At 59.7% G+C, this 24,892-nt stretch carries 22 protein-coding genes and 1 pseudogene; 15 read left to right on the forward strand and 8 right to left on the reverse strand.

The annotated features are described in order from the left end of the window. Positions 1 to 147: 147 nt before the first annotated feature. Together HDC30_RS29575 and HDC30_RS29580 are read right to left on the reverse strand one after the other, a co-directional pair. On the reverse strand, positions 148 to 912 hold the full coding sequence (locus HDC30_RS29575) for a methyl-accepting chemotaxis protein (RefSeq protein WP_409347916.1): 765 nt from the start codon (positions 910 to 912) through the stop codon (positions 148 to 150). 93 nt (positions 913 to 1,005) lie between these two features. Continuing rightward, positions 1,006 to 2,037, reverse strand: a pseudogene (locus HDC30_RS29580) (cache domain-containing protein); the annotation flags it as partial. A gap of 186 nt (positions 2,038 to 2,223) precedes the next feature. Here HDC30_RS29580 and HDC30_RS16775 point away from each other — a divergent pair. Beyond that, positions 2,224 to 3,711: a helicase HerA-like domain-containing protein gene (locus tag HDC30_RS16775; RefSeq protein ID WP_096795099.1), complete on the forward strand. Its 1,488-nt coding sequence runs from the start codon at positions 2,224 to 2,226 to the stop codon at positions 3,709 to 3,711. A gap of 127 nt (positions 3,712 to 3,838) precedes the next feature. Here the strand turns inward: HDC30_RS16775 and HDC30_RS16780 are convergent, their stop codons facing one another. Then, complete coding sequence (locus HDC30_RS16780; RefSeq protein ID WP_096795098.1) at positions 3,839 to 4,294, reverse strand: DUF721 domain-containing protein; 456 nt, start codon at positions 4,292 to 4,294, stop codon at positions 3,839 to 3,841. Positions 4,295 to 4,601: 307 nt separating this feature from the next. On the opposite strand from HDC30_RS16780, the gene secA reads away from it, so the two are divergent. The 4 genes from secA (at position 4,602) to HDC30_RS16800 (ending at position 10,537) form a co-directional block, all read left to right on the forward strand. Continuing rightward, on the forward strand, positions 4,602 to 7,337 hold the full coding sequence (secA, locus tag HDC30_RS16785; protein WP_183784084.1) for a preprotein translocase subunit SecA: 2,736 nt from the start codon (positions 4,602 to 4,604) through the stop codon (positions 7,335 to 7,337). Positions 7,338 to 7,459: 122 nt separating this feature from the next. Continuing rightward, a complete protein-coding gene (gene argJ / locus HDC30_RS16790; RefSeq protein WP_097085964.1) occupies positions 7,460 to 8,677 on the forward strand; it encodes a bifunctional glutamate N-acetyltransferase/amino-acid acetyltransferase ArgJ in 1,218 nt (405 codons plus the stop codon). Between the two features lie 286 nt (positions 8,678 to 8,963). After that, positions 8,964 to 9,596: a glutathione S-transferase family protein gene (locus tag HDC30_RS16795; RefSeq protein ID WP_183784086.1), complete on the forward strand. Its 633-nt coding sequence runs from the start codon at positions 8,964 to 8,966 to the stop codon at positions 9,594 to 9,596. Then, positions 9,593 to 10,537 (forward strand): Nudix family hydrolase, encoded by a 945-nt coding sequence (locus tag HDC30_RS16800; protein WP_183784088.1) that lies wholly within the window; start codon positions 9,593 to 9,595, stop codon positions 10,535 to 10,537. The genes HDC30_RS16795 and HDC30_RS16800 overlap by 4 nt, the downstream gene beginning before the upstream one ends. Before the next feature lie 130 nt (positions 10,538 to 10,667). Here the strand turns inward: HDC30_RS16800 and HDC30_RS16805 are convergent, their stop codons facing one another. The 3 genes from HDC30_RS16805 to HDC30_RS16815 are packed head-to-tail and all read right to left on the reverse strand — an operon-like array spanning position 10,668 to position 14,255. Beyond that, positions 10,668 to 11,252 (reverse strand): cob(I)yrinic acid a,c-diamide adenosyltransferase, encoded by a 585-nt coding sequence (locus HDC30_RS16805; protein WP_183784090.1) that lies wholly within the window; start codon positions 11,250 to 11,252, stop codon positions 10,668 to 10,670. Positions 11,253 to 11,255: 3 nt separating this feature from the next. Then, positions 11,256 to 13,292, reverse strand: a complete 2,037-nt coding sequence (locus HDC30_RS16810) for a HAMP domain-containing sensor histidine kinase (RefSeq protein WP_007962086.1) — start codon at positions 13,290 to 13,292, stop codon at positions 11,256 to 11,258. Positions 13,293 to 13,337: 45 nt separating this feature from the next. Then, entirely contained in the window at positions 13,338 to 14,255 is a 918-nt protein-coding gene (locus tag HDC30_RS16815) for a putative 2-dehydropantoate 2-reductase (protein WP_183784092.1), read from the reverse strand. A gap of 140 nt (positions 14,256 to 14,395) precedes the next feature. Here HDC30_RS16815 and HDC30_RS16820 point away from each other — a divergent pair, with 140 nt between their 5' ends. Next, positions 14,396 to 14,881, forward strand: a complete 486-nt coding sequence (locus HDC30_RS16820) for a YajQ family cyclic di-GMP-binding protein (RefSeq protein WP_003227548.1) — start codon at positions 14,396 to 14,398, stop codon at positions 14,879 to 14,881. 184 nt (positions 14,882 to 15,065) lie between these two features. Further along, a complete protein-coding gene (locus HDC30_RS16825; RefSeq protein ID WP_027612528.1) occupies positions 15,066 to 15,908 on the forward strand; it encodes a mechanosensitive ion channel family protein in 843 nt (280 codons plus the stop codon). A 244-nt stretch (positions 15,909 to 16,152) separates the two neighbouring features. On the opposite strand, the gene HDC30_RS16830 is transcribed toward HDC30_RS16825, so the two are convergent. Beyond that, entirely contained in the window at positions 16,153 to 17,511 is a 1,359-nt protein-coding gene (locus tag HDC30_RS16830; RefSeq protein WP_027612529.1) for an OprD family porin, read from the reverse strand. An 897-nt stretch (positions 17,512 to 18,408) separates the two neighbouring features. On the opposite strand from HDC30_RS16830, the gene HDC30_RS16835 reads away from it, so the two are divergent. Next, positions 18,409 to 18,834 (forward strand): HIT domain-containing protein, encoded by a 426-nt coding sequence (locus HDC30_RS16835; protein ID WP_027612530.1) that lies wholly within the window; start codon positions 18,409 to 18,411, stop codon positions 18,832 to 18,834. A gap of 3 nt (positions 18,835 to 18,837) precedes the next feature. Continuing rightward, positions 18,838 to 19,044 (forward strand): SlyX family protein, encoded by a 207-nt coding sequence (locus tag HDC30_RS16840; protein WP_007962092.1) that lies wholly within the window; start codon positions 18,838 to 18,840, stop codon positions 19,042 to 19,044. 72 nt (positions 19,045 to 19,116) lie between these two features. On the opposite strand, the gene HDC30_RS29360 is transcribed toward HDC30_RS16840, so the two are convergent. After that, the gene (locus HDC30_RS29360) at positions 19,117 to 19,719 is read right to left on the reverse strand and encodes a cold-shock protein (RefSeq protein ID WP_027612531.1); all 603 of its coding nucleotides are present in this window, start codon (positions 19,717 to 19,719) and stop codon (positions 19,117 to 19,119) included. A 310-nt stretch (positions 19,720 to 20,029) separates the two neighbouring features. Between HDC30_RS29360 and HDC30_RS16850 the strand changes: the two genes are divergently transcribed. The 6 genes from HDC30_RS16850 to ruvC all read left to right on the forward strand — a co-directional run bounded on the left by HDC30_RS16850 (position 20,030) and on the right by ruvC (position 24,813). After that, on the forward strand, positions 20,030 to 20,500 hold the full coding sequence (locus HDC30_RS16850; RefSeq protein ID WP_007912745.1) for a Dps family protein: 471 nt from the start codon (positions 20,030 to 20,032) through the stop codon (positions 20,498 to 20,500). A gap of 186 nt (positions 20,501 to 20,686) precedes the next feature. Continuing rightward, entirely contained in the window at positions 20,687 to 21,022 is a 336-nt protein-coding gene (locus HDC30_RS16855; RefSeq protein WP_183784094.1) for a ribbon-helix-helix domain-containing protein, read from the forward strand. Between the two features lie 133 nt (positions 21,023 to 21,155). Continuing rightward, on the forward strand, positions 21,156 to 21,377 hold the full coding sequence (locus tag HDC30_RS16860; RefSeq protein WP_003227532.1) for an FmdB family zinc ribbon protein: 222 nt from the start codon (positions 21,156 to 21,158) through the stop codon (positions 21,375 to 21,377). 100 nt (positions 21,378 to 21,477) lie between these two features. Next, positions 21,478 to 23,253 carry an aspartate--tRNA ligase gene (gene aspS / locus HDC30_RS16865; RefSeq protein WP_003227530.1) on the forward strand — a complete coding sequence of 592 codons (1,776 nt, stop codon included), beginning with the start codon at positions 21,478 to 21,480 and terminating at the stop codon, positions 23,251 to 23,253. Positions 23,254 to 23,380: 127 nt separating this feature from the next. After that, positions 23,381 to 24,127 carry a YebC/PmpR family DNA-binding transcriptional regulator gene (locus HDC30_RS16870; protein WP_003227527.1) on the forward strand — a complete coding sequence of 249 codons (747 nt, stop codon included), beginning with the start codon at positions 23,381 to 23,383 and terminating at the stop codon, positions 24,125 to 24,127. Positions 24,128 to 24,285: 158 nt separating this feature from the next. Continuing rightward, a complete protein-coding gene (gene ruvC / locus HDC30_RS16875) occupies positions 24,286 to 24,813 on the forward strand; it encodes a crossover junction endodeoxyribonuclease RuvC (RefSeq protein WP_007962095.1) in 528 nt (175 codons plus the stop codon). Positions 24,814 to 24,892 lie beyond the last annotated feature (79 nt).

Raw genomic sequence — 24,892 nt, forward strand, 5'->3', positions numbered from 1 at the left:
TCGGGATTGCGCGGTGGGAGTGTCAGGGAGGTGTTGCGGTGTTTGTCAGGATGCCTTCGCGAGCAAGCCCGCTCCCACAGGGATCTGCAAACGACACAGATCCCATGTGGGAGCGGGCTTGCTCGCGAAGAGGCCAGTGGCTGCGCCTTAAATCCTGAAGCTGCCGACCAGTTGCTGCAGACGCGAAGCCTGCTGCTCCAGATCCGAACAAGCGCGCAAGGTCGCCTGCAGGTTCTCGACGCCTTCCTGGTTCAGCGTGTTGATCTCGGTGATGTCGACGTTGATGGATTCCACCACCGCGGTCTGCTCCTCGGTCGCTGTTGCCACCGACTGGTTCATTCCGTCGATTTCGCCGATACGCTGGGTCACGCTGTTGAGGCGTTCGCCGGCGAGGTTGGCGATTTCCACGCTGTCCTGGCTGTGGCGCTGGCTGTCGCTCATGGTGCTCACCGATTCACGGGCGCCGACTTGCAGCTCCTCGATCATGGTTTGCACCTGCTGCGCCGATTCCTGAGTGCGGTGCGCCAGGTTGCGCACTTCGTCGGCGACCACGGCAAAACCGCGTCCGGCCTCACCGGCCCGCGCGGCTTCGATCGCGGCGTTGAGTGCCAGCAGATTGGTCTGCTGGGAGATGCTGGTGATCACTTCGAGGATCTGCCCGATGTTCACGGTTTTGCTGTTCAGCGACTCGATGTTGCTGCTGGAGGCGCTGAGCATGCTCGACAGTTGATTCATCGCCTTGATGCTGCGATCCACCACTTGCTGGCCGTCTTCGGCGAGGCCGCGGGCGTCACTGGCCTGGTTCGAGGCTTGCGCGGCGTTGCGGGCGATTTCCTGGGCGGCGGCGCCCAGTTGATTGATCGCGGCGGCGACGCTGCTGGTGCGCGAGGCTTGCTGGTCGGAGTTGTACATCGACGAGTTGGACGCCGCGACCACGCGCAGCGCAACCTCGTTGACCTGGCCGGTGGCCGACGACACTTCCCGGATCGAGCCGTGAATACGCTCGACGAAACGGTTGAATGCGGTACCCAGCACGCCAAACTCATCGTTATTGACGATGGTCAGGCGCTTGGTCAGGTCGCCTTCGCCGTCGGCGATGTCTTCCATGGCGCGGGTCATGACGTGCAGTGGCTGGATCAGCAGGCGAATCAGCATGCCCAGCAGCGCGATGATGATCACCACCGCAATCACCGTGGCAATCACCGCCGAGGTGCGGAACTCACTGAGCATCGAGAAGGCTTTGTCCTTGTCCACCGACAGCCCGATGTACCAGTTGACCGACGGCAGGCCTTTGATCGGGGTGAAGCTGACGATGCGCGTCTTGCCATCGACAGTGATTTCACTGAAGTCGCTGCTGATGCGCGGAGTGTCCTGCGGATAGGCTTCTTTCAGTGATTTCATCACCAGTGCCTTGTCCGGGTGCACGAGGATCTTGCCGTCGGCGCTGACCAGGAACGCATAGCCCATGCCGGAGAAGTCTCGCGCAGTAAGGGTGTCGACCAGGGTTTGCAGGCTCAGGTCGCCGCCCACCACGCCGACGCTCTGACCGGCCTTTTTCGAGGCGGTGGCGATGGAGATGATCAACTGCCCGGTGGCGGCGTCGATGTACGGTTCGGTCAGGGTCGACGCGCTGCTGCTCTCGGCCCCTTTATACCAAGGGCGCACCCGAGGATCGAAACCGTCCGGCATCTTCACGTCCGGACGGATGGTGAAGTGACCGGTGGCATCGCCCAGGTAAGTGGCCATGAACGTCGAGGTCAGGGATTTCTGTTCCAGCAGGCTGGCGACGTTGGCCGGGTCCGGATTGATGGCAATATTCTGGGCGGCGTTCTCGACCAGCAGAATGCGCCCGTTGAGCCAGGTCTGGATGTTATCGGCGGTGACTTCGCCCATCTCGTTGAGATAGTTGTTCAGGTCATCGCGGATCGCGTTGCGTTGCAGCCAGTCGTTGTACAGCGTGAACGAGGCGAAAGCGGCGATGACGATGAGGGCGGCGGCAAGCAAAATTTTATGGCTGAAGCGCAGGTTTTTGTTCATGGCTTGGGGTTCCGCTAAGGTCTTAATGTCCTGGGCGTGCTTTTATAAAGACGCGCAAAATGGGCAAGGGTGAAACAAACTGATATTTCCGACTCTCCTTAGGGAAATGTCCGACCGACTTTTCAGTCAGGTTCTCGCCCTTATCTATCGGCCACAGCGGATTAAAGATTAACCATAGGTGACAAAATGCCTGACACATCGCAACTCGTTATCGGCGCCGATCTGGCGGGGCAACCGATTGCTCAGGCCATGCGCCTGGCCAACCGCCACGGGCTGATCGCCGGTGCGACCGGGACCGGCAAGACCGTGACTTTGCAACGCCTTGCCGAAGCATTCAGTGACGCCGGGGTCGCGGTGTTCGCCGCCGACATCAAGGGCGATCTGTGCGGCCTGGGCGCCGCCGGCAATCCGCAGGGCAAAGTCGCCGAGCGCATCGCCGGGATGCCCTGGCTCGACCACAAACCGCAGGCTTATCCGGTGACGCTGTGGGATATTCACGGGGAGTCCGGTCATCCGTTGCGCACCACGTTGAGTGAAATGGGCCCGTTGCTGATTGGCAGCCTGCTGGAACTGACCGACAGCCAGCAGTCGGCGCTGTACGCGGCGTTTAAAGTGGCCGACCGCGAAGGCCTGTTGCTGCTCGACCTGAAAGACCTCAAGGCGCTGCTCAATCACCTCAAGGACAACCCGCAGCTGCTCGGCGAAGACGCGGCGCTGATGACCACCGGTTCCAGTCAGGCACTATTGCGCCGGCTGGCGACTCTGGAGCAGCAGGGCGCTGAAGCGTTGTTCGGCGAACCGGCGCTGCAACTCGAAGACATTCTGCAACCGGCCGCCGATGGTCGTGGGCGGATTCATTTGCTCGATGCCAGTCGTCTGGTACATGAGGCGCCAAAAGTCTACGCGACGTTCCTGCTGTGGCTGCTGGCCGAGCTGTTCGAGCAATTGCCGGAGCGCGGCGATGCCGACAAACCGCTGCTGGCGCTGTTCTTCGATGAAGCGCATTTGTTGTTCGGCGATACGCCCAAGGCGTTGCAGGAGCGTTTGGAGCAGGTGGTGCGGCTGATTCGCTCGAAAGGTGTCGGCGTGTATTTCGTCACCCAGTCGCCGGGCGACCTGCCGGATGACGTGCTGGCGCAACTTGGCCTGCGGATTCAGCACGGCTTGCGTGCGTTCACCGCCAAGGAACAGAAATCCCTGCGAGCGGTAGCCGATGGCTTCCGGCCGAATCCGGCGTTCGACACCTTGTCGGTACTGACCGAGCTGGGCATCGGTGAAGCACTGGTCGGGACGCTGCAGGAAAAAGGCACGCCGGAGATGGTCCAGCGGGTGCTGGTGGCGCCGCCACAGTCGCGGATCGGGCCGTTGAGCGAAACCGAACGTACGATGCTGATCGCCGGGTCGCCGTTCAAGGGCCGATATGACAAACCGATCGATCGTGAGTCGGCATATGAAATCCTGATGGGCCGCAAGGATCTGGCGCCGGAGGCGGATGCGCCAGCGGGTAAGCCGGCAGCCGAAGAGCCGAGCCTGGCTGATCGTGCCGGAGAGTTTCTGGGCACGGCGGCGGGGCAGGCGTTGAAGTCAGCCATGCGTCAGGCGGCCAATAATCTGGGTAAACAACTGGTGCGCGGCTTGATGGGGTCGTTGCTCGGTGGCAGCAAACGGCGTTGATCCAAACTGTGGGAGCGGGCTTGCTCGCGAAAGCGGTCTGCCAGTCAACAATAATGTTGACTGAAAGGGCGCCTTCGCGAGCAAGCCCGCTCCCACATTAGATAAGTGGCAGTTTTCTGGATTGAGATCAGGATTTGTCTTTGGCGTGTGCCGCCAAGCGCTCAAGTGCCGCACGCAGAGCGGGATCGCTGATCCCGTCCGCCGTGGACTGAATGGTCGCCGCCGCATTGCTCGACAGGTCCATCGTGTGCCCGACAGCCCCAGGCTGGACGATCGGTGGTCGCACGCTGAATTTGATTCGCGTCAGGTTGGCGAACTCTTCGAACAGCTGCAATTGCCGTTGCAGGCGTTTTTGCTGGTAGCGCAGGCGTGTCGCCCAATGGCCGTCGGTGACCACCAGCGACAGTTCGCCTTCACGCCACTTGGCCACATGACAATGTGCGCGGGCGGCAGGTTGCAGCTGGCTTTCAAGCAGGCGTTGCAGATGAGCGAGGCGTTGGGCATGACCAAGAATGGCTTTGAGCGGCTTGGCTTCGCGTAGCAGAACGGCGGGCGCTCTGGCTGTAAGGGGGCGAAATGCCATGATCGAACACCTGAAGTAACAGAAGCGCCATGTTAGCAGAAAGCAACGGAACCACTCGCCCATTGCTTTTGTCCCTGCTTTACCCATTAAATCAACAACTAACTTCTTGCCTTGATGGGTTGAAGTTGAGCAAAACGCCCTTATTTTAAGTGAGCCCCGTCAAAGCGCAGTGCCAGCATCGTGGAATATCGCCACTTTCCTCACCACCGTTTCCGGGTAGAATGCTCGTTCGCATGCGGCCATGAGGGCTGCACGGGCGACTCACGGGGCCGCCCTCCATCCCTTTAGTGTGGAAGATCCTGCCGATATGTTTGCGCCTTTGTTAAAGAAACTTTTTGGAAGCAAGAACGAGCGTGAAGTCAAACGCATGCTCAAGACGGTGCAGCTCGTCAATGCCTTCGAAGAGCAAATGGTGGCCCTTTCGGACGATCAATTGCGCGCCAAGACCAATGAGTTCAAGGCCCGTATCGCCAAAGGGGAATCCCTCGACAAGCTGTTGCCTGAAGCCTTCGCGGTCGCCCGTGAAGCCGGCAAGCGCGTCATGGGCATGCGCCACTTCGACGTCCAGTTGATCGGCGGCATGACCCTGCATGAAGGCATGATTGCCGAAATGCGTACCGGTGAGGGTAAAACCCTCGTAGCGACCCTGGGCGTTTACCTCAACGCGCTGTCCGGCAAGGGCGTGCACGTTGTAACCGTGAACGACTACCTGGCCCGCCGTGACGCCAACTGGATGCGCCCGCTGTATGAATTCCTCGGCCTGACCGTCGGCGTCGTGACGCCGTTCCAGCCGCCGGAAGAGAAGCGCGCCGCCTACGCTGCCGACATCACCTACGGTACCAACAACGAATTCGGGTTCGACTACCTGCGCGACAACATGGCGTTCAGCATGGAAGAGAAATTCCAGCGCGAACTCAATTTTGCCGTGATCGACGAAGTCGACTCCATCCTCATCGACGAAGCCCGTACCCCGCTGATCATTTCCGGCCAGGCCGAGGACAGTTCCAAGCTGTACATGGAGATCAACAAACTGATCCCGCAGCTGGAACTGCACGTCGAAGAAGTCGAAGGCCAGGTCACCAAAGCCGGTCACTACACCATCGACGAGAAGACCCGTCAGGTCGAACTCAACGAAGCCGGTCACCAGTACATCGAAGAAATGCTCACCGGCGTCGGCCTGCTGGCCGAAGGCGAGAGCCTGTACTCGGCGCATAACCTGGGCCTGCTGACCCACGTCTACTCGGGTCTGCGGGCGCACAAGCTGTTCCATCGCAACGTCGAATACATCGTGCAGGACGGCCAGGTCGTACTGGTCGACGAACACACCGGCCGCACCATGCCGGGTCGTCGTCTGTCCGAAGGCCTGCACCAGGCCATCGAAGCCAAGGAAGGTCTGAACATCCAGGCCGAGAGCCAGACCCTGGCCTCGACCACGTTCCAGAACTACTTCCGTCTGTACACCAAGCTGTCCGGCATGACCGGTACCGCCGACACCGAAGCGTTCGAATTCCACCAGATCTATGGCTTGCAGGTCATGGTGATTCCGCCGAACAAGCCGTTGGCGCGTAAAGATTTCAACGACCTGGTGTTCCTGACCGCCGAAGAGAAATACGCGGCGATCATCAATGACATCAAGGAAGGCATGGCCCAGGGCCGTCCGATCCTGGTGGGCACCGCGACCATCGAAACTTCCGAGCATGTGTCCAACCTGCTCAACAAGGAAGGCATCGAACACAAGGTGCTGAACGCCAAGTTCCACGAAAAAGAAGCCGAGATCATCGCGCAAGCCGGTCGTCCGGGCGCCCTGACCATCGCCACCAACATGGCCGGTCGTGGTACCGACATCCTGCTGGGCGGTAACTGGGAAGTGGAAGTCGCGGCGCTGGAAAACCCGAGCCCCGAGCAGATCGCCCAGATCAAGGCCGACTGGCAGAAGCGTCACCAGCAGGTGCTGGAGTCCGGCGGTCTGCAGGTGATCGCCTCTGAGCGTCACGAATCCCGTCGTATCGACAACCAGTTGCGTGGCCGTGCCGGCCGTCAGGGTGATGCCGGTTCCAGCCGCTTCTACCTGTCGCTGGAAGACAGCCTGATGCGCATCTTCGCCTCTGACCGGGTGAAGAACTTCATGAAAGCCCTGGGCATGCAGCCGGGCGAAGCGATCGAGCACCGCATGGTGACCAACGCGATCGAGAAGGCGCAGCGCAAGGTGGAAGGTCGCAACTTCGACATCCGTAAACAACTGCTCGAGTTCGACGACGTCAACAACGAACAGCGTAAAGTGATTTATCACATGCGTAACACGTTGCTGGCCGCCGACAACATCGGTGAAACCATCGCCGACTTCCGTCAGGACGTGCTCAACGCCACCGTCAGCGCGCACATTCCGCCGCAATCGCTGCCAGAGCAGTGGGACGTGGCCGGTCTGGAAGCGTCGATTGCCAGCGACTTCGGGGTGAAACTGCCGATCCAGCAATGGCTCGACGAAGACGATCACCTGTACGAAGAGACCCTGCGCGAGAAGCTGATGGTCGAGCTGATGGCAGCGTACAACGAGAAAGAAGATCAGGCCGGTGCCGAAGCACTGCGCTCGTTCGAGAAGCAGATCGTTCTGCGCGTGCTGGACGACCTGTGGAAAGACCACCTGTCGACCATGGATCACCTGCGTCACGGCATCCACCTGCGTGGCTACGCTCAGAAGAACCCGAAGCAGGAATACAAGCGCGAGTCGTTCACGCTGTTCTCCGAGCTGCTGGATTCGATCAAGCGCGACTCGATCCGTGTGCTGTCGCACGTTCAGGTGCGCCGCGAAGATCCGGAAGCCGAAGAGCAACGCCTGCGTGAGGAAGCCGAAGCACTGGCCGCGCGCATGCAGTTCGAACACGCCGAGGCCCCTGGTCTGGAGCAGCCGGAAGTATTGGGTGAAGAGGTCGATGTCGCCCTCGCCACCGCGCCGGTGCGCAACGAGCAGAAGCTGGGTCGCAACGAACTGTGCTACTGCGGTTCGGGCAAGAAATTCAAGCATTGCCACGGGCAGATCCATTAACCCCCGTTTCAATCGCTGAAATACCCGCGCCGCGACCGGCTCCTGCCGTCGCGGCGTTTTGCCATTTACACCACCGCCATCCCTGTGAGCGGTGCTGACATCATTGAGTAAGGAGCGCATTCATGGCTGTTGGTCTTGGTCCTTTGCCAACGTTGCACCCGGTTGCCGGTTTTGAACTCGGTATTGCCTCGGCCGGCATCAAGCGCCCCGGGCGCAAGGATGTGGTAGTGATGCGCTGCGCCGAAGGTTCGACCGTGGCCGGTGTGTTCACGTTGAACGCCTTTTGCGCCGCGCCGGTGATCCTGGCGAAAAAACGCGTGCACAACGACGTGCGTTACCTGCTGACCAACACCGGCAATGCCAACGCCGGTACCGGTGAGCCGGGTCTGGCGGCTGCCGAGCGCACCACCGCCAAACTGGCCGAGCTGACAGGTGTCGATGCCAGCCAGATCCTGCCGTACTCCACCGGCGTGATCGGTGAGCCGCTGCCGGTCGAGAAGATCGAAGGCGCGCTGCAGGCCGCACTGGATGATCTGTCGGAAAACAACTGGGAAGCTGCCGCCACTGGCATCATGACCACCGACACCCTGCCCAAGGGTGCCAGCCGCCAGTTCGAGCATGATGGCGTGACCATTACTGTCACCGGCATCAGCAAAGGTGCAGGCATGATTCGCCCGAACATGGCGACCATGCTCGGCTACATCGCCACCGATGCCAAAGTCTCCCGCGACGTACTGCACAACCTGATGCTCGACGGCGCGAACAAGTCGTTCAACCGCATCACCATCGACGGCGACACTTCGACCAACGACTGCTGCATGCTGATTGCCACCGGCAAGGCTGCACTGCCGGAAATCACTCGCGCCGAAGGCGAGCTGTTCAACAAGCTGAAACAGGCTGTGTTCGAAGTGTGCATGGACGTGGCCCAGGCCATCGTGCGTGACGGCGAAGGCGCGACCAAGTTCGTGACTGTTGAAGTCAACGGCGGCGGCAATCATCAGGAATGCCTCGACGTCGGTTACACCGTGGCCCACTCGCCGCTGATCAAGACCGCGCTGTTCGCCTCCGACCCGAACTGGGGCCGTATTCTGGCCGCTGTCGGCCGTGCCGGCGTGCCGGATCTGGATGTGAGCAAGATCGACGTGTTCCTCGGCGACGTGTGCATCGCCAGCCGTGGCGCACGCGCAGCGACCTACACTGAGGCGCAGGGTTCGGCGGTGATGCAGCAGGAAGAGATCACCATCCGTATCGAACTGGGTCGCGGTGATTGCAGCGAAACCATCTGGACCACCGACCTGTCGCATGAATACGTGAAGATCAACGCCGAGTACCGCACCTGATCCAAGACCGGGTCGCTTCTTTCGCGAGCAGGCTCGCTCCCACAGGGGGATTTGTGACAACACGATCCAATGTGGGAGCGAGCCTGCTCGCGATGGCGTTGTGTCAGGCATTATCAATGTTGAATGTGCCGGCCTCTTCGCGGGCAAGCCCGCTCCCACAGGGATTTGTGGTGTACACGAGATTTGTGCACGACCGAAACTACTGTGGGAGCGGGCTTGCCCGCGAAAGCGTCGGCCCAGTCACTCTAAGTCTTGAAGCTTTCCACTGACGAAAAGGCGCCACACCATGTCCCTGCACCTGATCATCGGCGACAAACTGCTTTCCTCCTGGTCCTTGCGCGCCGCCCTGGCGCTGGAACTGACCGGCGCACCCTACAGCGAAGAACTGATCAAGCTCGGCAAGCCCGACACCCGCGAGCGGCTGCTCAAGCATTCGCCGACCGCCAAGGTGCCATTGCTGCAAACCTCTCGCGGCACCATCGCCGACTCTTTGGCGATCGCCGAATACCTGGCCGAGCAGTTCCCGTCCGAACAGCTCTGGCCAACCGACCTGTTTGCCCGTGCCCAGGCGCGATCCGCCTGCGCGCAGATGCACAGCGGCTTCTTCGCCATGCGCAATCACATGCCGTTCAACCTGAGCCACGACGCGCCGCTCAACCCGGTGCCGCCGGAAGTAAAGGTCGATATCGAACGCATGCTCGCGCTGTGGGCTGAATGCCGCGCGGCGGCCACTGAGCCTGGGCCGTATCTGTTTGGCCGAGTGAGCCTGGCTGACGCGTTCTTCGCCCCGATTGCCGTGCGCCTGCGGACTTACCAGGTGCAGTTGCCGGCGGTTGATGAAGCCTATGTTGAAACCGTCTACCAATGGCCCGCCTTCAAGGCGTGGCAAAAGGCTGGACTGGAGGAGTTGAATCCGTGAAACGCGTACATGTCGCGGCTGCCGTCATTCGTGACGACAGCAGCAAAATCCTCATCGCCCGTCGTGCCGACACCCAGCATCAGGGCGGCTTGTGGGAATTTCCCGGCGGCAAGGTCGAGGCTGACGAATCGGTCGAAAGCGCCTTGGCGCGCGAGCTGCACGAAGAGCTGGGCATTGTCGTTGGCGCCGCTCGTCCACTGATCAAGGTCCGCCATGATTACCCCGACAAGCAGGTATTGCTGGATGTCTGGGAAGTGTCGAGCTTCAGCGGTGAACCACACGGTGCCGAAGGTCAGCCACTGGCCTGGGTGACCGCCAAGGATCTGCTGAACTACGAGTTCCCGGCGGCCAATCAGCCGATCGTGGCCGCGGCGCGCCTGCCCGGCGAATACCTGATCACCCCGGACGATCTGGAAGCCCCGGCCCTGCTGCGCGGCATTCAGAAGGCAATTGCCGGCGGGATCAAACTGATTCAGCTGCGCGCACCGAACGGCTATGACCCCAAGTATCGAGACCTGGCGGTGGATGCAGTCGGCCTGTGTGCTGGCAAGGCGCAGTTGATGATCAAGGGGCCGTTCGAGTGGCTTGGCGATTTCCCGGCCGCCGGCTGGCACATCACCGCCGCGCAACTGCGCAAATACGCCGAAGCGGGGCGCCCGTTGCCGGCGGAGCGCTGGCTCGCGGCTTCGTGCCATAACGCTGAAGAGCTGGCGCTGGCCGAGCAGATGGGCGTGGATTTCGTCACGCTGTCGCCGGTTCAGCCGACCTTGACCCATCCGGATGCGCAGCCGTTGGGTTGGGAGCAGGCGTCGACGTTGATTGAGGGCTTCAGCAAGCCGGTGTTCTTGCTCGGCGGTGTTGGTCCGGTGGAGCGCGAGAAGGCTTGGGGTGTTGGCGCTCAGGGTGTAGCGGGGATTCGCGCGTTCTGGCCGGAAGCTTGATTATGTGCTGAGGCCACTGGCCTCATCGCTGGCAAGCCAGCTCCCACAGGTATTGGGTGCACCGCAAATGCGGAGAACGACACAAAACCTTGTGGGAGCTGGCTTGCCAGCGATGGCGGCCGATCAAACACTACGTTCCTGAAGGCTTCGCCGCTGGCTGCCACAGAATCTCCGCAATCCCCTGCCGCCGCGCAATCAACCTTGCGGCCACAAAAAGCAAATCCGACAACCGATTGATGTACGCCAACCCCACCCCGGCCAGCGGCTCGATCGCATTCAAATGCTGACAACGGCGCTCGGCACTGCGCGCCAGGCTGCGGCACACATGGGCCTGGGCAATCAGCATCGAACCGCCGGGCAGAATGAAATTCTCCAGCGGCCCCAATTCTTCATTCCACGCATCAATCGCTGCTTCCAGGCGTTCGATTTCCGTCGTGTTCAGCGCCTGATAGGCCGGCATCGCCAGCTCACCGCCCAGATCGAACAAACGATGCTGGCAAGGCGCGAGCACCTCGATCAGTTCATTCAGATCGGGGAACGCCTCGCGCTCGGCAATCAACCCGGCCAGCAGCACACCGACCTGACTGTTCAGCGTGTCGACTTCGCCAATCGCTTCGATCCGCGGGTGATCCTTGGGGACGCGGCGGCCATCGCCCAGGCCGGTTTCGCCGGTGTCGCCGGTGCGGGTGTAGATCTTCGACAAGCGAAAGCCCATGGGTTACCTCGGTAGTTGATTGGTTTCGGCGGCGATGGCCGCCGGTTGGGTCAGTGGCAGGCGCAGGGTGAAACAGGTGCCCTGGCCCGGCGCCGATTGCACTTCCATCTGCCCTTTGTGGTTGTTGGTGATGATGAAGTACGACACCGACAGCCCCAGCCCTGTGCCCTGGCCGATTTCCTTGGTGGTGAAGAACGGCTCGAAGGTGCGTTTGCGCACGTTTTCGCTCATGCCGATGCCGTTGTCCTCGACCTGAATCTCGGCCCATGGCGGATTGAGTTTGGTGCGCAGGATGATCCGCCCCGGCTCGCTGTCATCTTCGCGCTGGTGAATGGCTTGCGCGGCGTTTTTCAGCAGGTTGAGCAGCACTTGTTCCAGTTCGTTGGCGGTGCCCGGAACCGGGCCGAGCGCCGGGTCGAACTGGCGGATGATCGCCTGGCCCTTGAAGTCGAAACCGATCGCCAGATCGAAGTCGTTGCCAGCAATTTCCACCGCCTGATCGATCAATGCCGGCAGATCACACGGGGCCATTTGCCGGGTGCTGCGGCGGCTGAAACTGAGCATGTGCGTGACGATTTTTGCCGCGCGGGCGCCGGCCTGCTGGATGCCGTCGAGCAATTTCGGTACTTCGCGGCTTTGCAGGTAACGGTTGACGGTGTCCAGTTCGATGCCGAGCTGTTCGGCGGTTTCGAGGTTCTTCGGCAGATCCGCCGACAGCCGCCGGCGAATGTTCTGCACGTTGTGCAGGATCGCGCCCAGCGGGTTGTTGATCTCATGGGCCATGCCGGCGGCGAGGCCACCGACCGAAAGCATTTTTTCCGACTGCACCATCATTTCTTCCAGCGACAGGCGCTGGGTGATGTCGTCGATACGGATCACCACACCGCGCCCGGCGCCGCCCATCAGCGGATAAAAGGTCAGGGCGTAGTGCTTGGGTTCGTCATCCTTGAACCAGGTCACCCGTTCGATCTTCGCCACGGTGTGTTCTTCGACCGTTTGCTTCAGTTGCGGCAGAAACGGCTTGAGCGGTTCGAAGGCGAGGAAGATCGGCTGGTTCAGCGCTTCATCCAGGCGCGTGCCGGAGAGGGCGCTTGCCTCTTGGTTCCACTGGGTCACGTAGAGCTGCTCGTCGAGAGCGATCAGCGCCGAGGGCATGGAGTCGATGATGCTGTTGAGGTAGTTCTGGAATCCGGTGAGCTTCTTCTCGATCTTGCTCCGAACCTGGACTTCCAGTTCCAGTTTGCGGTTGGTGTGACGGGTTTCTTCGGCCAGGCCCTGCGCCTGATCGTAGGCGGCCTGCGAGTCATCGCGGGCGCGCTTGAGCTGCTGTTCGCGAGCCTCGATGCGCGAGAGCATGGTGTTGAACGCTTCGGCGAGGCTGCCGATTTCATCGTGGTTGCCGCGTGAGGCGCGCAGGGCATAGTTCTCTTCGCGAGTGACCTGACGCGACAGTTCTTCCAGCTCATGGATCGGGCGGGTGATCAGGCGTTTGATCTGCCGCGCAATCACCAGCCACAGCAGCACACTGAAAATCAGGATGCCGAGACTGGCAGTCAGGGTGCCGGTGTAGAACGCCATCGGCAGTTCACTGCTGGCGACCAGCAGCAAGTGCCCGGGCGCGGTGCCGGGGCGGGGCAGGGTGATCAACTGATTGCTGCGAAACTCGGTGAGCTGCCAGGCTTCGACGTGTCGATAGCGTTCCGGCAGATTGAGCTTGTCGCCACGCTGCACCTGGGCGATGCGGTCACCCTTGCCGTCATACAACGCCGCCGCGCGCAGCGGCGAATAGCTGTCGAGTTCCTTGAGCAGGCGTTCGGCGCTTTGCGGCGACTCGAGGGCTTGTGCGACCAGGCTAGGGTTGGAGATCAGCCGGCCGATGGTCTGCAAAGCTTGCGGCGCCATGCTTTCCTGGGAGATGTAATAGGCGGCGCTGATAAAGGTCAGGTTGGCGACCAGCAGGACGGTGGTCAACAACACCAGCAGGGCGGCCAGCAGTTTCTGGCCGACCGGCAGGTTTTCAAGGCGCTGGCGCAATGGCATCAGGTTTATCGCAGCAAAGGAACAAGTGGCCAGCGTAGCCGCTGCTCAGTCGCTGGGCAATCCAAGGCTGTGCAGATGAGCGATCAGACGCTGCTGCAATTGATTGAGGTGTGGCAGGTTCAACTGGTGACGGGTGGCGACTTTGCAGGCGTGGCCCAGCAGGTAACTGATTTCGGTGCGGCGCTGGTTCGCCACGTCCTGATACATCGACGAGTAATTGGCTGCGGTGGCGTGAATCACCCGCTCGACTTCCTGTTGCAGATTGACCGCTGCGGCCGGTTGACCGCAGTGCTCCAGTAATTCGGCCAGTTCGTTGCACAACGTTGCGACTTCGCATTGGTGCTGCTCCAGCCCGCCGTTACGGCAATCATGGAGCACGGTCAGCGGATTGATCGCGCAATTGAGCGCCAGTTTGCGCCACAGCCGGGTGAGGATGTCGGTGCTCCATTCGTGGGGTATTTTTGCTGCGCCCAGATCGTCCAGCCAGATCGGCGCCACCGGATGGCCGGCATCGCCCAGCCAGGTGAAACCGTGGCCGGCAAACACCACGCGCCAGTCGCCGTCGCGGAATGCGCCTTCGGTGCTGGAGGCGCTGATGCAGCGTGCCTGCGGAACCACCGCTGCGACGGCGTCCTGACTGCCGAGGCCGTTCTGCAGCAGGATCAGCTCGGCATTTGCGCTCAGACGCGGGGCGAGGCGGGCGACGGCGTTTTCGGCGTCATAGGCTTTGCAGGCGACCAGCAGGCGGCGGATCGGCTCCGGGTCGTCCGCCGTTTGCGCGGGGACGGCATAGGTCGTGGCTGCGCCGTGTTCGACCAGCGTCAGGCCGCCGGCCACCTGATAGCTGCGCAAACGCTCGGCATCCCGCACGATCAGCCGCACCGGCAGCCCGGCCCGGGCCAGACGCGTGGCCCACAGGGTGCCGAGGCTGCCGGCGCCAAGAACGTGCCAAGGGGTGGACATCAGTTTTTCACTCGGTAAGGTACTGGCATGCAAGGCTCGCCGTATCGGTGGGAAAAGACCCGTTATAATGAGCCGGATTTTAACCGCAAGCCAAGCGCGCTCCCTCCTGATCGAGCGCGCCTTTTTATTGGAGAGATTACATGCCGTCGTTCGACGTGGTATCCGAACTGGACAAACACGAGCTGACCAACGCGGTCGAGAACGCCGTGAAGGAACTTGATCGTCGCTATGACCTGAAAGGCAAAGGCAGCTTTGAGTTCAAGGAAAAGGACCTGACCGTCAACCTGACCGCTGAAGCCGGGTTCCAGCTGGAAGCGATGATCGAGATCCTCAAGCTGGCCCTGACCAAGCGCAAGATCGATGTGCAGTGCCTTGAAGTCAAAGATGCTTACGCCTCGGGCAAGCTGATGAAGCAGGACGCCATTCTCAAGGAAGGCATCGACAAGGAGCTGGCAAAGAAAATCGTCGCGCACATCAAGGACGCCAAGCTCAAGGTGCAGGCCGCCATTCAGGGCGAGCAGGTGCGGGTGACCGGCAAGAAGCGCGATGACCTGCAGGAAGCCATCGCGGCTCTGCGCGCCAAGGAATTCGGCATGCCACTGCAGTTCAACAACTTCCGCGACTAAGTCCGGTCAGAAGATTTGTGGGTGCGAGCCTGCTCGCGAAGGCGGCGTGTCAGTCAACCTCCTGGCTGAATGACACACCGCCTTCGCGAGCAGGCTCGCTCCCACATTTGATTTATGTGCACCCCGGCGGGTTTCTGCCGCTTATCTTTCGCGTGCCGAATGGCCGGAAATCAGGAGATGGAAGATGGATTTGAATGCTGAGGTAGACAACCTGGTCAAGGCGTCCCAGGCGTGGATTCCGATGATCATGGAATACGGCAGCCGTGTGTTGCTGGCGGTGATTACCCTGGCCATTGGCTGGTGGCTGATCAACAAGGTCACGCAAAAACTCGGCGGTCTGCTGGCCCTGCGCAATGCCGATCTGGCACTGCAAGGCTTCATCAGCAGTCTGGCGAACATCATTCTCAAGGTGCTGCTGATCGTCAGCGTGGCCTCGATGATCGGCGTGGAAACCACCTCGTTCGTGGCCGCGATTGGTGCTGCCGGCCTGGCCATCGGTCTGGCGTTGCAGGGCAGCCTGGCGAATTTCGCCGGCGGCGTGTTGATTCTGCTGTTCCGTCCGTTCCGTATCGGTGACTGGATCGAAGCGCAAGGTGTGGCGGGTACGGTCGACAGCATCCAGATTTTCCACACCGTGCTGCGTACCGGTGACAACAAGACCATCATCGTCCCGAACGGCAATCTGTCGAACGGCATCATCACCAACACCAACCGTCAACCAACCCGCAAAGTGGTGTTTGACGTGGGTGTGGATTACGAAGCTGATCTGCAAAAGGCCCGTCAGGTGCTGCTGGATCTGGCCAAGGATGAGCGCGTATTGCAGGACCCTGCGCCACAAGCGGTCATTTCGACGTTGGGTGACAGTTCGATCACTGTTTCCCTGCGTGTGTGGGTTAAAACTGCAGACTATTGGGACGTGATGTTCATGTTTAACGAACAGTCCCGTGACCGTTTGAAAACTGCCGGTATTGATATTCCGTTTCCACAGCGGGTTATTCGAGTAGTTCAGGAATCGGCTGTTCAGTAATACCACTGATACTTGGCCTTGCGGTCAGTTAATGAGTGGACTAACCCAAGAGCTGTCCGCACTCTTGGGTTTTTTATGTCTGATCTAGATGTTCGTTGGCTAATAAGTAGCTAGCTACTATTGTTTGTACGGTCAGAAACAGGAAGGCAGGGCGAACTTGATTCATAAAAAAACCGCTCACCTGAGTCAGGTGAGCGGTTCTTGTTAGAGCAAAGCTCTACAGTACGTCAGCTGCATATCCCGATTAGAGGATGTTCAGTGGGTACTCGACGATCAGACGGGTGTCGTTGTTGTCAGACGCGTAGCCGCTGTACGCGCCGTTCGAACGGTACATGGCGTAACGCAGACGGAACGACAGATCCTTGGCTGGACCTTCCTGGATCACGTACTTGGACTCGGCGTTCCACTCGTTTTCTTTACCTTCACCCAGACCGTTGGTCTTGATGTTGTCACCCTTCACGTAGCGGGTCATGAAGCTCAGGCCAGGAACGCCATAAGTCTTCATGTTCAGGTCGTAACGAGCTTGCCAGGAGCGTTCTTCACGGCCCACGAAGTCGGAGATCTGAATGGAGTTGGCAACGAAGATGGTGCTGTTGCCGTCAACGCCATAGTAGTAGGCATTGTCGCCGCTGGAGCGCTGGTGAGCGATGGTGAACTTGTGCGCGCCGAGGCTGTAGGCTGCTGCCAGGGACCACAGTTTGTTGTCTACGCCACGGGTGTCGTTGTCAGGGGTTTCGTCGCCAATGGCGCTGACCAGGTTGCCACGCTTCTCGCCTTCGGTTTTATAACCGTTGAAGTCGAAGTTCAGCGACTGGTCTTCGGCGATAGGCAGGGTGTAGTTCAGATTGATGTATTGCTTCTTGAAGTACTGGTCGGCATCCGAAGCGGCAAATGCACCGGTGAAGTTGTCGGTGAAAGCATAGCTGGCGCCGAAGATGTTGATGCTGGTCAGGCCCTTGCCACCGTTGCCGTTCTCATCAGGCAGACCGCCGATGCTGTCGCGGCCCATGCCGGTTTGCTTGCTCAGGGCGGTGAAGCGACCTGCGCTCAGTTCCAGGCCTTTGATCTCTTTGGAAGTGATCAAGGTACCGGTAGCCACTTCTGGCAACAGACGGCTGTCGTCAGTGGCGAAGACCGGGCTGGCAACGAATTGCTGACCGTATTTCAGCACAGTGTCGGAAACGCGGAATTTGACAGCGCCGCCGATCTTGCCTTGGGATTTCTCTTCGTTGCCGTCGCTATCAATCGCGAACAGGCCGTTACCACGACGACCCGAGCCACCGTCCAGCTTGACCGAACCCATGGCCATGGCGTCGAGACCGAAACCTACGGTGCCTTGAGTGAAGCCCGATTCGTAGGTCAGCAGTTGGCTGACACCGGTGTCCTGGCGATAGCCGCTTTCAAAACCCGGGGTGCCGTCTTTCTTTGCAACGTTACCGGCACCATTTTTGTAATCGCGGTTCATGTATTCCATACGAGTCTTCAGTTTCAGACTCTGGTCTTCCAGGAACCCTTTGGCGTCATCCTGCGAAGATGCCATTGCGAACTGCGAGGTGCCTGCTGCAACAGCCAGGGCGATCATGCTCCACTTCATCACGCGCATCGTGATTTGCTCCTTTGGTTTTTAGAAGAGTACTGCCGTCCCACCTGTTTTATTATCTGGGCGGCTCTTTCTTTTTGTGTCGGCGCAAACTTATATCACGCCGACAATGTTGGCGATACTTGCTAATCCAACCTTTCACCTTCTTTACGACGCTGTCGCAGATGGCTTTGTAGATGTCGCAAATTCACAGTACCGATGCAATCGGATCGACAACTTTCTCGCTGTTTTTCTAGCCTTTTGCATCGCTAAAAAAGAGTCCCTGGCAAAACACTTGAATCTCCATCGGGCAACCCTGCCACTGTTTTTGTTGGGCCTAAGGCTCCCACTTCCCGTGGTGCGCTTATAGTCCATATGGGTACGAATGCAACAAGCGTGCACAAACCGCTTTCTCTATGCGGTTATTTTTCTGAACACTCGTCACTCGCTGTAAAAACCTCATAAATACTGGGCCTCAAGCCCTTCTTTATCAGGGCTTGACGCCATCCCTTGCTTGGTGTTGTCGAGCAGGTTCGTGCGCGCGACAACGAAAAACGTTACCGGTTCACCCCGCCGGTGAGTATTCGGCGGATGCCCGACGCACTGAGCGTAGACGCGCTGTGCGGTTTTGGTGCAAAAATTTTTCCAGTTGTTCCGGATTCATACAGTTTGAGCGGGAGCAGGGGATGAACGCTTTGGGCTTTTCTGGTCATTTCATTGTGCTGCACCGCGCAGTCGGTTCCGTCATGGTGCGTGCCTCCCGAAAATGTCGCATGCAGGAGCGTTGAGCAATGTCTGTCCTGGCACGCTCATCGTGAAGCCCGGCGCATTCGCAGGTATGCTGCCTGCCTGTCGCTTGGCGCCATGCCTGTCTGGAGGGCCGCTAAGCTGAATTGTGTAGATCAGCCGGGAGTGCACGCAGTGTTTGCTTTAGATTCACGACTTCAACAGGACACCCTGACCATCGGCGATTTCCCGCTCTGCCGGCTGCTGCTGTCCAACGATGCCAATTACCCGTGGTTCATCCTGGTGCCTCGTCGCGACGATATCAGCGAGTTGTTTCAGTTGGATGTCGCCGACCAGCAGCAGTTGTGGCAGGAAACCACGGCGCTGGCCGAGTTGCTCAAGGACTTGTTCGATGCCGACAAGCTGAACGTCGCGACGCTGGGCAACGTTGTCAGCCAGTTGCATATGCATGTGATCGTGCGCAAGCGTGACGACGCGGCATGGCCGGCGCCGGTCTGGGGCAAACACCCGGCCAAACCCTACAGCGCCGAGCAGGTCGCGAGCATTCGTGAGCGGCTGCGTCTGGTGCTGACCGAACACTTCACGTTTCTGGAGGGTTGAACCATGAACCTTGAAGAACGCGTCACCGATCTGGAAAGCCGTCTGGCTTTTCAGGATGACACCATTCAGGCGTTGAACGACGAACTGGTGGCGCAGCAGCGGGTGATCGAGCGCCTGCAGTTGCAAATGGCGGCGTTGCTCAAGCGTCAGGAGGAGATGGTCGGGCAGTTCGATTCTTTCGAGGAAGAGGCGCCACCACCGCATTACTGATGCCAACACCTTTATGCAGGCGTAAAAAAACCGCGAGCAGCCTGGCTGTTCGCGGTTTTTTATTGCCTTGGATCAGCGACGCGGCAGGGCGGCGATCACGTCCTCGGCTTGCAGGCCTTTGTCCCGATTCATCACCGAGAACTCCACGCGCTGGCCTTCGACCAGTACGCGATGGCCTTCGCCACGGATTGCACGAAAGTGCACGAAAATATCATCGCCGGAATCCCGGGAGATAAAGCCGAAGCCTTTGGAGGTGTTGAACCACTTGACGGTACCGGTATCGCGGTTGCTCATGTCATAGGTAGTCGGTGCGGCGGCCGGTGAAGACTTGTAGAAGCTGATGGCCAGATGCAGGACCACGGCAACCAGAGCGATCACCAGGCTGAACAACACCGCCGGTTGACCGGCGATGACTGGCATCGGTGCGATCAGGGTCAGGGTTTGCAGGACGACAGTCAGCACGAGAAGAGCGCTGACCAGATTTTGCAGATGCTGGCGCGGGCCTTTGTTCCAGTAAGGAATCACTGGAGCGATGACCAGATTCAGCAGGCCGAAAAAGGCCAGGTAAAGTGCATCGGGTTGTTGCAGGTAAGGAACGGCTTCGGATTTCAAGCTAGGTATGAACGACAGCAGCAAGGCCGCTGCGCCCATTAGCAGGTGGACGATTTTCAACATTTTGATTGGCTCACGTTATGACGGCTCACAAGGAAGAGCTGAAGGCGCACGGTTCGCTTCGGAACAATAAAGAGGCGTTGGACACGTGCCCGGCATCAGCCTATGCGCGACACCCCCGAAAAATGGGGCGTAGCGACACACTGCCTATTTAACAGCAAAGCCTGCAGCTACTCAAATTACCCCGGCCAGCGGCACGTGCCCGGTCGATTTGTCGCATGGCGAGTGAAGATTGTCGGCTGCGAGGTGGCGGCTGCCTTGCTAGAGTGGGTCTGCACCTGTTGGATGAATTCAATCGCCTTAGGGGGTAAACATGGCAATCGATATCGGTATCAGTGAAGAAGATCGCAAGTCCATCGTCGAGGGGCTGTCGCGGCTGCTGTCGGACACCTACGTGCTGTATCTGAAAACCCATAACTTCCACTGGAACGTCACAGGTCCCATGTTCAGGACCCTGCATCTGATGTTCGAAGAGCAATACAACGAGCTGGCGCTGGCGGTGGATCTGATCGCCGAGCGTATCCGCGCTCTGGGTTTTCCTGCGCCGGGTGCCTACGCGACTTACGCGCGTCTCTCCTCTATTAAAGAAGAAGTCGGGGTGCCAAGTGCCGAGGACATGATCAAGCAGTTGGTCGATGGCCAGGAAGCGGTCACTCGCACCGCTCGCGGCATCTTCCCGCTGTTGGACAAGGTCAGTGACGAGCCGACGGCCGACTTGCTGACCCAGCGCATGCAGGTGCATGAGAAGACCGCGTGGATGTTGCGCGCGTTGCTCGAGGCCTGATAGTTCGGTGCGCGGACGTCCGCAGGTGTGGATGTCCGCATACTGTTTCAAATCTTACTGAACATGTCGGCTTATCCTACGCTGCTGGGCAACTAGTCATCTGGCGCTGACTTTGCGTCTGCGTTTTTATGAAGGCACAGGATGTTGTCTTTATAAAAGCAGCGATGACAAAGGAGTGTCAGCGATATGGTAGGTGGAGACAGGCGATGCGAGCATGTCGGTTCGCAACGGGAAATGAAGTTCGATCCGTTTGTCAGCGATTTCGATTTTGAGCTGATCCGGCCGCTGGCCAGATCAGTGCGTTTGAACGGCTTTGCCACTTGCTTGAGGCTCGAGCAGGTTTACTGGAACATTCTTGGTGACATGGCCGGGCACAACGGCTGTTCGGTCAGCACGCTGCTGTCACATGTGGACCGCGAAGTGCACCTGCGCCACGGCGGGGTGAAAAACTTCAGTGGTCTGGTACGGGTGGTGTGCGTGATGAATGGCCTGCGCGATACTCCGGCGGCCGTCATGCCCTGAACGGGCAATACTTGAAATGACGTGGCGGGCTGTGCAGTCTTACGGCTGCACAGCCCGCATTTAATGGATATAATCCCGCTCTTTCGCCGCAAAGCCCTGCGCGCGGTGGCAATCTGATCGCCGAGACACCCCCATGCCGATGTACGATTATCAATGTGCTTCCTGTGGTCATCAGTTGGAAGCCATTCAAAAGATCAGCGAGGCACCGCTGGTCGACTGCCCTGCCTGTCAGGCGCCAGAGCTCAAGAAACAGCTGTCCATGCCGGGTTTTCGCCTCAGCGGCAGCGGTTGGTACGAAACCGATTTCAAGACCGGAGCCAAGAAGAATCTGGCCGGTGGCGACAAATCTGACTAGGGTTCAGGCCCAGGTCGAACGACACGCGTGAGATTTCGCAGTGCTTGAGTGCGACGGGATCTCCACCGAATTTCGAATTACGAGAAGCGAAACCACTACCATGATGCGCAGCCATTATTGCGGCCAACTGAACGAAAGCCTGGAAGGCCAGGAAATTACCCTTTGCGGATGGGTTCACCGTCGTCGCGACCACGGCGGGGTGATTTTCCTCGATATCCGTGATCGTGATGGTCTGGCTCAGGTGGTGTTCGATCCGGATCGCGCCGAGAGCTTCGCCGCCGCCGATCGCGTGCGCAGCGAATACGTCGTGAAAATCACCGGTAAGGTGCGTCTGCGTCCGGCCGGTGCGACCAACGCCAACATGGCGTCGGGCATGATCGAAGTGTTGGGCTACGAGCTGGAAGTGCTGAACGAGTCGGAAACCCCGCCGTTCCCGCTCAACGAATACTCCGACGTCGGCGAAGAAACCCGCCTGCGCTACCGCTTCCTGGACCTGCGTCGTCCGGAAATGGCCGAGAAGCTGCGTCTGCGTTCGCGCATGACCACCAGCATCCGTCGCTTCCTCGACGAGAACGGTTTCCTCGACGTGGAAACGCCGATTCTGACCCGTGCTACCCCGGAAGGCGCCCGCGACTACCTGGTGCCGAGCCGTACTCACGCCGGTTCGTTCTTCGCGCTGCCGCAATCGCCTCAGCTGTTCAAGCAACTGCTGATGGTTGCCGGTTTCGACCGTTACTACCAGATCGCCAAATGCTTCCGCGACGAAGACCTGCGTGCCGACCGTCAGCCTGAGTTCACTCAGATCGACATCGAGACCAGCTTCCTCGACGAAAAAGACATCATGGGCCTGACCGAAGGCATGATCCGCAACCTGTTCAAGGAAGTGCTGGATCTGGAATTCGGCGAATTCCCGCACATGACCTTTGAAGAAGCCATGCGTCGTTACGGTTCCGACAAGCCGGACCTGCGTAACCCGCTGGAACTGGTCGACGTTGCCGACCAACTCAAAGAAGTCGAATTCAAGGTGTTCAGCGGCCCGGCCAACGATCCGAAATGCCGTATCGCTGCACTGCGCGTTCCAGGCGGGGCGAGCATGCCGCGCAAGCAGATTGACGACTACACCAAGTTCGTCGGCATCTACGGTGCCAAGGGCCTGGCGTACATCAAGGTCAACGAGCGCGCTGCCGGTGTTGAAGGTCTGCAATCGCCGATCGTGAAGAACATCCCTGAAGCCAACCTCAACGTGATCCTCGATCGCGTCGGCGCGGTTGACGGCGACATCGTGTTCTTCGGTGCCGACAAGGCCAAGATCGTCAGCGAAGCCCTGGGTGCGCTGCGTATCAAGCTCGGCCACGACCTCGATCTGCTGACCTGCAAGTGGGCGCCAATGTGGGTCGTCGACTTCCCGATGTTCGAAGAAAACGACGACGGCAGCTTCTCGGCGCTGCACCACCCGTTCACCGCACCGAAGTGCTCCCCTGAAGAGCTGGAAGCCAATCCGGCCGGCGCTCTGTCCCGCGCCTACGACATGGTGCTGAACGGTACCGAGCTGGGTGGCGGTTCGATCCGTATCCACCGCAAGGAAATGCAACAAGCGGTGTTCCGTCTGCTGGGTATCAATGAAGCGGAACAGGAAGAGAAGTTCGGCTTCCTGCTCGACGCGCTGAAGTACGGTGCACCGCCGCACGGTGGTCTGGCCTTCGGTCTGGACCGTCTGGTGATGCTGATGACCGGCGCCCAGTCGATCCGTGAAGTGATCGCCTTCCCGAAAACCCAGAGTGCTGCGGACGTCATGACGCAAGCGCCGGGTGTGGTGGATGCCAAGGCGCTGCGCGAGCTGCACATTCGTTTGCGCGAAACGCCAAAGGCTGAGTAAGACGGGCCTGAAGGCGCATCTTCGGATGCGCCTTTTTTCTTTCTATAGAGAGCAGGTCGAGATTTTTTGTTTGCTGGCCACTGCGTGAGCAGGGCGGGCAACGTTTCAAGAGAATTCGGAGCGAGTTATGGCAGGTCATTCCAAGTGGGCGAACATCAAGCACCGCAAAGAACGTCAGGATGCCAAGAGAGGCAAGATCTTCACCAAGTGGATCCGTGAGCTGACCGTTGCGGCCCGTCAGGGCGGCGGCGATCCGGGTTCCAACCCGCGTCTGCGCCTGGCCCTGGACAAGGCCCTCGGTGCGAACATGAGCCGCGACATCATCGACCGCGCCGTTGCGCGTGGCGCCGGTGCGACCGAAGCGGACAACGTTGAAGAGCTGACCTATGAAGGTTACGGCCCGGGCGGCGTGGCGGTGATGGTCGAGTGCATGACCGACAACCGCAACCGTACCGCAGCTGCCGTGCGCCATGCGTTCAGCAAGTGTGGCGGCAACCTTGGTACCGACGGTTCGGTTGCGTACCTGTTCGAACGCAAAGGGCAGATCAGCTTCGCCCCGGGCGTCGACGAAGACGCCCTGACCGAGGCGGCGCTGGAAGCGGATGCCGACGACGTGGTCAGCCATGAAGACGGCTCGATCGACGTGTTCACCTCGTTCACCAGCTTCTACGCGGTGCGTAACGCGTTGGAAGCGGCCGGGTTCAAGGGTGACGACGCAGAAATCGTCATGCAGCCGACCACCAGCGCCGAACTGGATCTGGAAGGCGCGGAGAAGGTGCTCAAGCTGATCGACATGCTCGAGGATCTGGATGACGTGCAGAACGTCTACTCCAACGCAGACATTCCCGAAGATGTGGCCGCTCAGCTCGGTTAAGAGCGACTAGGCTTCAATGTGGGAGCGGGCTTGCTCGCGAAGGCGGCGTATCAGCAAGCATTAATGCTGAATGACACACCACCTTCGCGAGCAAGCCCGCTCCCACATTGGATATTCGCTGTTATGAATTTCTTGTTTTTACCGACTCCGCAGGCGTTATGACTTTAATTCTGGGTATCGACCCCGGCTCGCGCATCACCGGTTACGGGATTGTTCGCGATACCGGCCGCGGCGGCTGCATCTACGTGGCGTCGGGTTGCATCCGCACCGGCGCCGGCGAGCTGCATGAGCGGCTGCAAATCGTTTATCGCGGCGTGCGTGAAATCATTCAGACCTATGGCCCGGTGACCATGGGCATCGAAAAAGTGTTCATGGCGAAAAACGCCGACTCGGCGCTCAAGCTCGGGCAGGCTCGCGGCGCCGCCATTGTGGCTGGCGCTGAAGAGTGCCTGGAGATTGCCGAATACACCGCCACCCAGGTCAAGCAAGCCGTGGTCGGCACCGGCGCCGCCAATAAAGAACAGGTGCAGATGATGGTCATGCACATGCTCAAGCTGACCAGCAAACCGCAGATCGATGCCTCGGATGCCCTGGCCATCGCGATTTGTCACGCGCACACCCGTTCCAGCCTGCTGCCGCATGGCCTGGGAACCGCACGCAGTCGTGGCGGGCGCCTGCGTCTCTGATAGCATCAGCAATCATTTTTGCGGAATGCGGATTTCGCGCCTGGGTCGTCGGCCCGATTCCCGCCTTCCATCTGTCGCC

It is taken from the genome of Pseudomonas sp. JAI115 (assembly GCF_014200835.1).
Lineage (GTDB): Bacteria > Pseudomonadota > Gammaproteobacteria > Pseudomonadales > Pseudomonadaceae > Aquipseudomonas > Aquipseudomonas putida_A.

Bases quoted from the DNA above. Each gene is read 5' to 3' on its own strand.
- HDC30_RS16815 (WP_183784092.1), bottom strand. From the start codon at position 14,255: ATGTCCACCCCTTGGCACGTTCTTGGCGCCGGCAGCCTCGGCACCCTG.
- HDC30_RS16870 (WP_003227527.1), top strand. From the start codon at position 23,381: ATGGCAGGTCATTCCAAGTGGGCGAACATCAAGCACCGCAAAGAACGT.
- HDC30_RS16810 (WP_007962086.1), bottom strand. From the start codon at position 13,292: ATGCCATTGCGCCAGCGCCTTGAAAACCTGCCGGTCGGCCAGAAACTG.
- HDC30_RS29360 (WP_027612531.1), bottom strand. From the start codon at position 19,719: ATGTTGAAAATCGTCCACCTGCTAATGGGCGCAGCGGCCTTGCTGCTG.
- HDC30_RS16795 (WP_183784086.1), top strand. From the start codon at position 8,964: ATGTCCCTGCACCTGATCATCGGCGACAAACTGCTTTCCTCCTGGTCC.
- argJ (WP_097085964.1), top strand. From the start codon at position 7,460: ATGGCTGTTGGTCTTGGTCCTTTGCCAACGTTGCACCCGGTTGCCGGT.
- HDC30_RS16840 (WP_007962092.1), top strand. From the start codon at position 18,838: ATGAACCTTGAAGAACGCGTCACCGATCTGGAAAGCCGTCTGGCTTTT.
- HDC30_RS16825 (WP_027612528.1), top strand. From the start codon at position 15,066: ATGGATTTGAATGCTGAGGTAGACAACCTGGTCAAGGCGTCCCAGGCG.
- aspS (WP_003227530.1), top strand. From the start codon at position 21,478: ATGATGCGCAGCCATTATTGCGGCCAACTGAACGAAAGCCTGGAAGGC.
- HDC30_RS16780 (WP_096795098.1), bottom strand. From the start codon at position 4,294: ATGGCATTTCGCCCCCTTACAGCCAGAGCGCCCGCCGTTCTGCTACGC.
- HDC30_RS29575 (WP_409347916.1), bottom strand. From the start codon at position 912: ATGTACAACTCCGACCAGCAAGCCTCGCGCACCAGCAGCGTCGCCGCC.
- HDC30_RS16805 (WP_183784090.1), bottom strand. From the start codon at position 11,252: ATGGGCTTTCGCTTGTCGAAGATCTACACCCGCACCGGCGACACCGGC.
- HDC30_RS16855 (WP_183784094.1), top strand. From the start codon at position 20,687: ATGGTAGGTGGAGACAGGCGATGCGAGCATGTCGGTTCGCAACGGGAA.
- HDC30_RS16860 (WP_003227532.1), top strand. From the start codon at position 21,156: ATGCCGATGTACGATTATCAATGTGCTTCCTGTGGTCATCAGTTGGAA.
- HDC30_RS16850 (WP_007912745.1), top strand. From the start codon at position 20,030: ATGGCAATCGATATCGGTATCAGTGAAGAAGATCGCAAGTCCATCGTC.
- HDC30_RS16820 (WP_003227548.1), top strand. From the start codon at position 14,396: ATGCCGTCGTTCGACGTGGTATCCGAACTGGACAAACACGAGCTGACC.
- HDC30_RS16830 (WP_027612529.1), bottom strand. From the start codon at position 17,511: ATGCGCGTGATGAAGTGGAGCATGATCGCCCTGGCTGTTGCAGCAGGC.
- ruvC (WP_007962095.1), top strand. From the start codon at position 24,286: ATGACTTTAATTCTGGGTATCGACCCCGGCTCGCGCATCACCGGTTAC.
- secA (WP_183784084.1), top strand. From the start codon at position 4,602: ATGTTTGCGCCTTTGTTAAAGAAACTTTTTGGAAGCAAGAACGAGCGT.
- HDC30_RS16775 (WP_096795099.1), top strand. From the start codon at position 2,224: ATGCCTGACACATCGCAACTCGTTATCGGCGCCGATCTGGCGGGGCAA.